This window comes from Kitasatospora griseola, from assembly GCF_014648555.1.
GTDB lineage: Bacteria > Actinomycetota > Actinomycetes > Streptomycetales > Streptomycetaceae > Kitasatospora > Kitasatospora griseola.
In genome coordinates this window covers 84,537-93,256 of sequence record NZ_BMRI01000027.1, presented here as the reverse complement: position 1 = coordinate 93,256, position 8,720 = coordinate 84,537, and the positions used below count along the sequence as shown (strand labels likewise).

At 73.6% G+C, this 8,720-nt stretch carries 3 protein-coding genes; all 3 read left to right on the top strand.

Going from position 1 to position 8,720, the window contains the following annotated elements; all coding sequences use genetic code 11:
- The coding region (locus IEZ12_RS27230; protein ID WP_189275588.1) for an SDR family NAD(P)-dependent oxidoreductase at positions 1-4,104 on the top strand (4,104 nt) is incomplete at its 5' end.
- Positions 4,101-6,353 carry a cytochrome P450 gene (locus tag IEZ12_RS40430; RefSeq protein ID WP_189275586.1) on the top strand — a complete coding sequence of 751 codons (2,253 nt, stop codon included), beginning with the start codon at positions 4,101-4,103 and terminating at the stop codon, positions 6,351-6,353. The genes IEZ12_RS27230 and IEZ12_RS40430, both read left to right, overlap by 4 nt.
- Positions 6,353-7,516, top strand: a complete 1,164-nt coding sequence (locus tag IEZ12_RS27220) for a macrolide family glycosyltransferase (protein ID WP_229848110.1) — start codon at positions 6,353-6,355, stop codon at positions 7,514-7,516. The genes IEZ12_RS40430 and IEZ12_RS27220 overlap by 1 nt, the downstream gene beginning before the upstream one ends.
- The last annotated feature ends 1,204 nt before the right edge of the window (positions 7,517-8,720 follow it).

Below are 8,720 nucleotides of genomic sequence, written 5' to 3'. Positions count from 1 at the left end.
GCGTTCGTGTTCTCCGGTCAGGGTGGTCAGTGGGCGGGGATGGGGCGGGGTCTGTATCGCGAGTTCCCGGTGTTCGCGCGGGCGTTGGACGAGGTCTGCGGGTTGTTGGGACTGTCGGTGGAGGTGCTGTTCGAGGACGAGGAAGGGGTTCTCGGGGAGACCCTCTTCACCCAGGGCAGCGTGTTCGCCCTGGAGGTGGCGCTGTTCCGGTTGGTGGAGTCGTTGGGTGTGCGGCCGGACTTCGTGGTCGGGCACTCGGTCGGCGAGGTGGCGGCGGCGCATGTGGCGGGTGTTTTGAGTCTGGAGGACGCGTGTGCGCTGGTGGGTGCGCGCGGCCGGTTGATGCAGGGGCTGCCGGGTGGTGGGGCGATGGTGTCGCTCCAGGCGTCGGTGGCGGAGGTTGTGGAGTCGTTGGTGCCGGGCGCCGAGGTCGCGGCGGTCAACGCGGCCGATGCGGTGGTGGTGTCGGGGGACGAGGCGGCGGTCGCGGCGGTCTCCGAGGTGTGGTGGGGGCGTGGGCGTCGGGTGCGGCGGCTGGAGGTCAGTCACGCGTTCCATTCGGCGCGGATGGATCCGGTGCTGGAGGAGCTGGGTCGGGTGGCGGCGGGTCTGTCGTTCGGTGAGCCGGTGATTCCGGTGGTCTCCACCGTGGTGGGACATCCGGTGGACATGGGTGAGCCCGGGTACTGGGTGCGCCAGGTCCGCGAGCCGGTCCGGTTCGCGGATGCCGTGGAGTGGCTGGCGGGCCAGGGCGTTTCGGGGTTCGTGGAGGTCGGTCCGCATCCGGTGCTGGTGGGGAACGGGTTGATGCGGCGTGGTGGTGATTCCCCGGAGCGGTTGTTCGCGGGTCTGGGGCGGTTGTGGGCGGACGGCGCGATGCGCTGGTCGCCGCCCGTGACCACCGCGGCGGGCGTGCGGGTGCCTTCGTACGCCTTCCAGCACCAGCACTACTGGCTCCAGCCCACCACACCGTCGGAGGGCCTCGACACGCCGGACCACCCGCTGCTGCGGTCCCTGGTGAAGCTCCCCGACGGGCAGGGCGTGGTGCTGACCGGAAAGCTCTCCGCGTCCGTCCACCCGTGGCTGGCCGAGCACACCGTGCTCGGTTCGACGCTGCTGCCCGGGATGGCGTTCGTGGAGATGGCCCTCCACGCCGGCGAGCACACGGCCAGCCCCGTGCTGTCCGAGCTGGTCCTGGAGGCGCCGCTCGTGCTGTCCGAGCACGACGGTGCGCACGTGCAGGTCACCGTCGGCGCGCCCGACGACACCGGACGCCGGCCCGTCACCGTCCACTCCCGCACGTCCGCGGAGCCCGACGAGTGGACCCGCCACGCGACCGGCGTGCTGAGTCCGTCGGCGACCCGGGCCGACCGGACGGACGCGCCCGGGGCGGACGACGGCGAGGCCGTGCCGATCGACATCGGCTCGCTCTACGACCGGCTCGCCGAAGCCGGCTACGAATACGGGCCGACCTTCCAGGGGCTCACCGACATTCGGCGGCACGGCGAGGACCTGCACGCCGAGGTGAGCTTCCCGGCGGACCCCGCGCAGCTCACCGGCTACCGCGTCCACCCCGCGCTCCTGGACGCCGCCATCCAGCCGCTGACCCTGCTCGCCGGCCTCGCCGCCGAGGACGGCGGCGGCAGCCCGGCGCGGATGCCCTTCTCGTTCTCCGGCGTGTCGGTCACCGGGTCGGCCGCGACGGGCCGTGCGGTGCTGCACCCGACCGGGCCGGACACCTACGCGGTGCGGATCACCGACACCGCCGGGGCGCCGGTGGTGAGCATCGACGAGATCGTCCTGCGGCCCGTCGAAGCGGCGGGCCGCGGGGCCGGGCGCCGGCCGAACACGCTGTTCGCCGTCGACTGGACGCCGATGGCGGCACCGGACGGCCCGGACACCGAGACGGTCCTCCACGAGGTCGTCGGCGAGGGCGAGCCGGTCGCGGCCGCCCATGCGGTGACCCGTGAACTGCTCGGCACGGTCCGGGAGTTCCTGGCCACCGACACGCCGGCCCGGCTCGTGGTGCTCACCGGCGACGACCCGGCCTCGGCCGCCGCCCGCGGCTTCCTGCGCAGCGCGCACAGCGAGAACCCCGGGCGGATCCTGACCGTCCGGCACGACGGCACCGACGCGTCCCGACGGGCGATCCCCGCCGCGGTGCGGGCCGCCGTGAGCGACGGCGAGCCCGAGATCCAGTTGCGCGACGGAACCGCCCTGGTCCCGAGGCTGGTGAGGGTGGCCGCGGCCGGGCCGCTGGACGGCGCGCCGCTGGACGGCACCGCACTGATCACCGGCGGCACCGGCACCCTCGGCGTCCTGGTCGCCCGGCACCTGGTCGCGCGGCACGGCGTCCGGCACGTGGTGCTCGCCGGCCGCCGCGGCGTCGAGCCGCCCGGGCTCCGGGAGGAGCTGGGCGACGCCCTCACCGTGGTCGCCTGCGACGCCGGCGACCGGGAGGCCGTGCGGGACCTCGTCGCCTCGATCCCCGACCTGCGGGTCGTCGTGCACGCCGCGGGGGTCGTCGACGACGCCCTGGTCGGATCGATGACACCGGAGCAGATCGACGCCGTGCTGCACGCGAAGGCCGATGCCGCATGGCACCTGCACGAGGCCACCGAGCACCTGGACCTGCGGGCGTTCGTGCTGTTCTCCTCGGCGTCCGGGGTGTTCGGCGCCCCCGGGCAGGCCAACTACGCCGCCGCGAACGCGTTCCTCGACGGGCTCGCCGAGCACCGGCACGCGCGCGGTCTGCCGGCCGTTTCGCTGGCCTGGGGCCAGTGGGCCGAGTCCAGCGGCATCACCGGGAACCTGAAGGAGGCCGACCACCGCCGGCTGGCGCGGACCGGGATGCTGCCGCTGGGCACCGAGCAGGCCCTCGACCTGTTCGACACCGCCCTGGCCGGCGAACGTCCGGCGCTGGTGCCGGTCCGCCTCGACCTCGCGGCGATCGACACCCCGCCCGCGCTGCTGCGTGGACTCGCCCGGACGCGGCGCGCGCCGGCCCTGGCGACCGGCCCCGACGACCTGCGGGCCGGGCTCGAAGCCCTGCCCGAGCCCGAGCAGCGCGCCCTGCTGCTCGACCTGGTCGTCCGGCACAGCGCGAGCATCCTCGGGATGGCCCCCGGCGGGATCGACGATCCGCGTCAGCTGTTCCGCGACCACGGCGTCGACTCGCTGACCGCCATCGAGCTGCGCAACCAGCTCAACGCGGCCACCGGGCTCCAGCTCCCGGCGACCCTGGTCTTCGACTTCCCGACGCCCGAACAGCTCGTCAACCACCTCTACGGGCAGCTGTGCTCGCCGGAGAACCGGGTGGCCGGGCCGATGGAGCGCCTGCTGCGCAAGGCCGTCGACGTGGGCCGCGCGCAGGACGGCCTCGACCTGCTGGCCACGGCGTCCCGGCTGAGCGAGGCCACCGACGCGCCCAAGGTCGAGACGGTCGCCCTCGCGGCCGGCTTCCTCCAGCCGTCGCTGGTCTGCCTGCCGTCCGCGCTGGCGTCCGGCGGCGTCGAGGAGTACCGGCGGTTCGGCGCGGCGCTGGAGGCCGCCCGCGACGTCACGGCGGTCACCCTGCCGGGCTTCGCCGGCGACCCGCTGCCCGCGGCCGCCGACGTCCTGGTCCAGGCACTCGCCGACGCCGCGTCGGTCGTCGCCGCGCCGGTGCTGGTCGGCCGTTCGGTGGGCGCGTGGCTGGCGCTGGCGACCGCCGGGGAACTGGAACGGCGGGGGGCCCGGCCCAGCGCCGTGGTGCTCATCGACGGCTACCCCGACGACCTGCCGGGCGTGCTCACCGGCATGCTCGACGCCGGCCACCAGGTCCAGCCGGTCGACGACGAGCGGCTGGTGGCCATGGGCCGCTACCTCGACCTGGCCGGCGCGCCGGAGCCCGTCACCGCGCCGGTGCTGCTGGTGGGCACCGGGAACCGCTCGTGGCCCCGGCTGTCCACCACCGCCCAGGAGGTGCTCACCGTCCCGGGCGACCACTTCACCGTGCTGGAGGAGCACTCCGCGGCCACGGCGCTGGCCATCAGCACGTGGCTCCTCGACTTCACCGGATACGGGGCCGGGCTGTCCGAACTCAGGGGAAAGGACTACGCATGATCTGGGACAACGTTTACATCGGCGGAACGGGGCGGTACCTGCCGCCCCGCACGCCCGCCACGGAGGCCGTGCCGGACACCGAGACCATGCGGCGGCTGCTCGCGCTGTCGGACTTCGTGTCGTTCACCCGCTCCGAGGACGTCACCGAGCACGGGATGGCCGTGCACGCGGCGATCGGGGCCCTGCGCGAGTCCGGTCTCACCGGCGCCGACATCTCGATGGCCGCCTACGCCCAGATGGACCACCAGGACCACCGGGCGTCCTCCTGCCACCTGCAGCGCGTCCTCGGCCTCGGCCACGCCCTGGTCTACGAGGTCGAGGCGACCAGCAACGGCGGCTCGGCCGCGCTGCAGTCCGCCGCCGCGCACCTGGTGGCCGACCCGGCCGCGACCGCGACCCTGGTCACGGCCACCGCCCGGTTCCTGCCGCCGCGGTGGGAGCGCTGGCAGCCCACCATCGGAATCTTCCTGGCCGACGGCGCGGTCGCGGCCGTGCTCAACCGCGAGGGCGGCCGGGCGCGGCTGATCGCGACCGCCAACAGCTCCGCGACCCAGATGGAGGTCCTCGCGGCCCCGACGATCCCGGACCCCGCGGGCCACCGCGACCGTACGCCGATCGAGGTCACCGGCCTGGCCCCGTACCTGACGCTGATGAGCGGGGCACTGGTCAGCGCGGTCGAGCAGGCGGCCAAGGAGGGCGGCGTCGACATCGCCGACATCACCAGGTTCGTCGTCACCGGTCTGGGCCTCGCCCAGCTGGAGGTCGTCGTGCTGGAGCCGCTCGGCATCGACCTGAGCCGCACCACCTGGCCGATGCTGCGCGAGCTCGGCCACGTCGGCCCGTGCGACCAGCTGCTCGGCATCGACCACCTGCTGCACGACGAGAGCCTGAAGCCCGGCGACACCATCATGTCGATCGGCCTCGGCATGGGCTCGCGGTTCACCGCGGCCCTGCTGGAGGTCACCGAGCCGCCCAAGCCCCGTACCGCCACCACCTTCACCGAGCCGGTGCGCGTGCAGGCCCCGCCCGCCGACGCGTACGTCATCGACGCCTCGGGCGGCGACATCTTCGGCGAGGCCGCCGCCCTGCGCGAGCGCGGCCCGGCCACCCGCGTCGAACTGCCCGGCGGCGTGTCGGCCTGGGCCGTCACCGGGCACGACCTGGCGAAGAAGCTGCTGCTCGACCCGAAGGTGTCCAAGGACGCGAACAAGCACTGGCCGATGTGGCGCGACGGCGACGTCCCGCCGGACTGGCCGCTGATCATGTGGGTCGCGCTGCAGAACATGTTCACCGCCTACGGGGCCGACCACACCCGGCTGCGCAGCCTGGTGGCCAAGGCGTTCACCCCGCGCCGGATCGAGACGATGCGGCCGCGCATCGAGGAGATCACGGCCGGGCTGATCGAAGAGCTGGCCGCGGTGCCGCCGGGGGAGCCGGTCGACCTGCGCGCCCGGTTCGCGTTCCCGCTGCCGATCCAGGTCATCACCGAACTGTTCGGGGTGACCCCGCAGACGGGCGCGGACCTGCGGCGACTGGTGGACGCGGTGTTCAGCCTCGACGCGGACCCGACGGGCGTGCAGGCCGCCTCCGGCGAGCTGTACCTGCTGCTCAAGGAACTCGTGGCCGCCAAGCGGAGCAACCCCGGCGACGACATGACCAGCGACCTGATCGCCGCGCAGGAGGCGGACGGCACCCGACTGTCCGAGCGGGAGCTGCTGGACACCCTGCTGCTGACCATCTCCGCCGGCTTCGAGACGACCGTCAACCTGCTCGACCACGCCGTCCACGCACTGGCCACCCACCCGTCCCAGCTCGACCTGGTCCGCTCCGGCGCCAGCACGTGGGAGGACGTGGTGGACGAGACCCTGCGCTGGCAGGCGCCGGTGCCGAACCTGCCGCTGCGGTACGCCGTGGAGGACATCTCCGTGGACGGCGTGCAGATCCGCAAGGGCGAGGCGATCCTGCTGTCCTTCGGCGCGGCCGGCCGCGACCCGGCGCAGCACGGGGCCGACGCGGAGGACTTCTCCGTCACCCGGTCGTCGCGGTCCGACCACCTCACCTTCGGGCACGGCGTGCACTTCTGCCTCGGCAGCCCGCTGGCGAAGCTGGAGGCGACGACGGCGCTGTCCGCGCTGTTCTCCCGGTTCCCCGGGCTGCGGCTGGCCGTCCCGTCGTCCGAACTGGAGCCGCTGGGTTCCTTCTTCACCAACGGCCACAAGACCCTGCCGGTCATCCTGGAGGAGAGCTGATGGCCCATTTCGCCTTCGTGAGCGCGCCCGCGTCCGGGCACGTGAACCCGACCCTGCCGCTGGTCGAGGAGCTGGTCCGGCGCGGTCACCGGGTCAGCTACGCCACCGGTCCGGCCACCATGGACGCCGCCGTCGCCGCCGGGGCGTCGCCGGTGACCCTGCCCTCGGAGCTGCCGCCCGACCTGGCGTCGCGGGGGGAGTTCACGGCGGAGCAGCTCGCCGTGACGATGGAGTACTACCTCGACGACGCGCGGGCCTCCTTCCCCGTCCTGGCCGAGCACTTCCTGGCCGACCGGCCGGACGCGGTGTGCTACGACTCGGTGACCTTCACCGGGAGGATGCTGGCGAACCTGCTCGACGTGCGGGAGGTCTCCCTGGTGCCGACCTTCGCGGAGAACGAGTCCTTCTCGGCGGCGCAGGTGTACCTGCCGGCCGACTTCGACCACACCCACCCCCGGCTGGTGGCCGCGATCCAGGACATGGGGAAGTTCGCGCAGGGCCACAGCTTCCTCGACGACCCGAACCTGATGTTCGGCCACGTGCCCCCGACGAGCCTGGTGTTCGTCCCCCGCGAGTTCCAGCTGGCGGGCGACACCTTCGATGAGCGCTTCCACTTCGTCGGGCCGTCGCTGAGCAGCCGGCAGACCGCCGGGGAGTGGAGCCCCCGGTCGTCGGGCCCGGTGCTGCTGATCTCGCTGGGAACCGTCTTCAACGACCGGCCCGAGTTCTACCGGACCTGCATCGAGGCGTTCGGGGACAGCGACTGGCAGGTCGTCATGGCCGTGGGCGGGCTGGACCGGCAGTCGCTGGGCCCGCTCCCGGCGAACGTCGAAGTGCACGCGCAGGTGCCGCAGATCGCGGTGCTGCGACACACCGAGGTGTTCCTGAGCCACGCCGGGATGAACTCGACCATGGAGTCCCTGTACCACGGGGTGCCCTTCGTGGCGGTCCCGCAGATCCCGGAACAGCAGGCGATCGCCCGACGGGCGGAGGAACTTCAGGTCGGCAGGACGCTCACCGACCCGACCGTCCAGGGCCTGCGCGACGCCGTCCAGTCCGTCCGGTCCTACCGCCCGCGGGCGGCGGCCCTGAGCCGGGTCGTCCGCGGCGCGGGCGGCGCGTCGAAGGCGGCGGACGTCCTGGAGCAGCTGCTGACCCAGTGACGGCCGGACTCCACCGGGCGGGTGCGGGCCGCCCGGTGGAGTCCGTTCCCGCGCACGGCCTCGTACGGCGTGCTCGGGCCGGGTCGTGGACCGGTCCGCTCGGGTGAAGTCGCGGCAGCGGGGTCGGTGCGGCGTACTCCTCGCCCGCGTGCGCGATCGCCGGCACTCCACGGTCACCGCCCCACCGGCACCGGGCGCTTCGCGGCCGCGACGCGTGCCGGCGGGGCTCGACTCGCGCGGCACGGAAGACTTTTGGGGACTTGCCGCCGGGGGCGGCGAAAGGCGGGAGACCGTCGGGTCGGAGGCTGTCGACCCGAACACGGCCGGTTCGGCCCGCAGCACGGCGATCCCTCGCGAGACACTCCCCGCTCGACATCACGCCGGACGTGGCCCGGGCGTCGAACTGCACGCCCCCACCTCCGCCACCGACCTCGCCCATCGCGCCGGCACCACCGCCGGCCCGGTCACCCTCCACCGCGCCGGCCGCTTCGTTCGCCACGTCCGTGCGGTCGCCGCCGAGGCGCTGCCGACGGCGGCCGCGCGGTGCGGATCGTGGGACTGCGAACGTGGAAGCGCCGTGATTCACGCCGATGCCGATCCGACCGGTGTCAGCCGTCAGGCCGTGGGCGCCCGTGGGGAACCGGCGTCCCGGCCCTCGGCCCGGTGGAGCAGCCACGGTCCTCGGCCCGGACCGGATCACGCTGCGGCCGCCACTCGCGCTCCGGGTGCGGCAGCCGTCCGAGCAGCTCCTCCTGCTTCTCGGCGTCGAACGCCGATCACGGCTCGCGAGCTGCTCGACCTGGTCGTGAAGGTGGCAGAACTGGGCTTCCCGGTAGGGATGTTGGCCCCCTTCCGGCGTCTTGGCGCGGCCCTGCAGACTGAGGCCGTTCTCCCGCACGACACCACGGTCACTCCCGTCCGACGCCCTCGAAAGGCGAGTGAAGCGATGAACCGACGAACCGTCAGTTTCCGTCGTGAGACGCACGCCTGACGCATCGTCAGATCCGACCAGGGGCGCGGCTTGAACGGACCTTGAACCGGATTGCAACGCACCTGCCGGAGGGTCGCCGTTGGTGACCGAACGCCCGGCGCCGTCCAGGACGAGGGCGCCGGGCCGAACCGCCTACCCGAGGGAGGGTGAACCCTTTGTTGGATCAGCTGTTCACGTCGCGAGCGCGCCCGAGGCGCGACACGACGCCGCCAG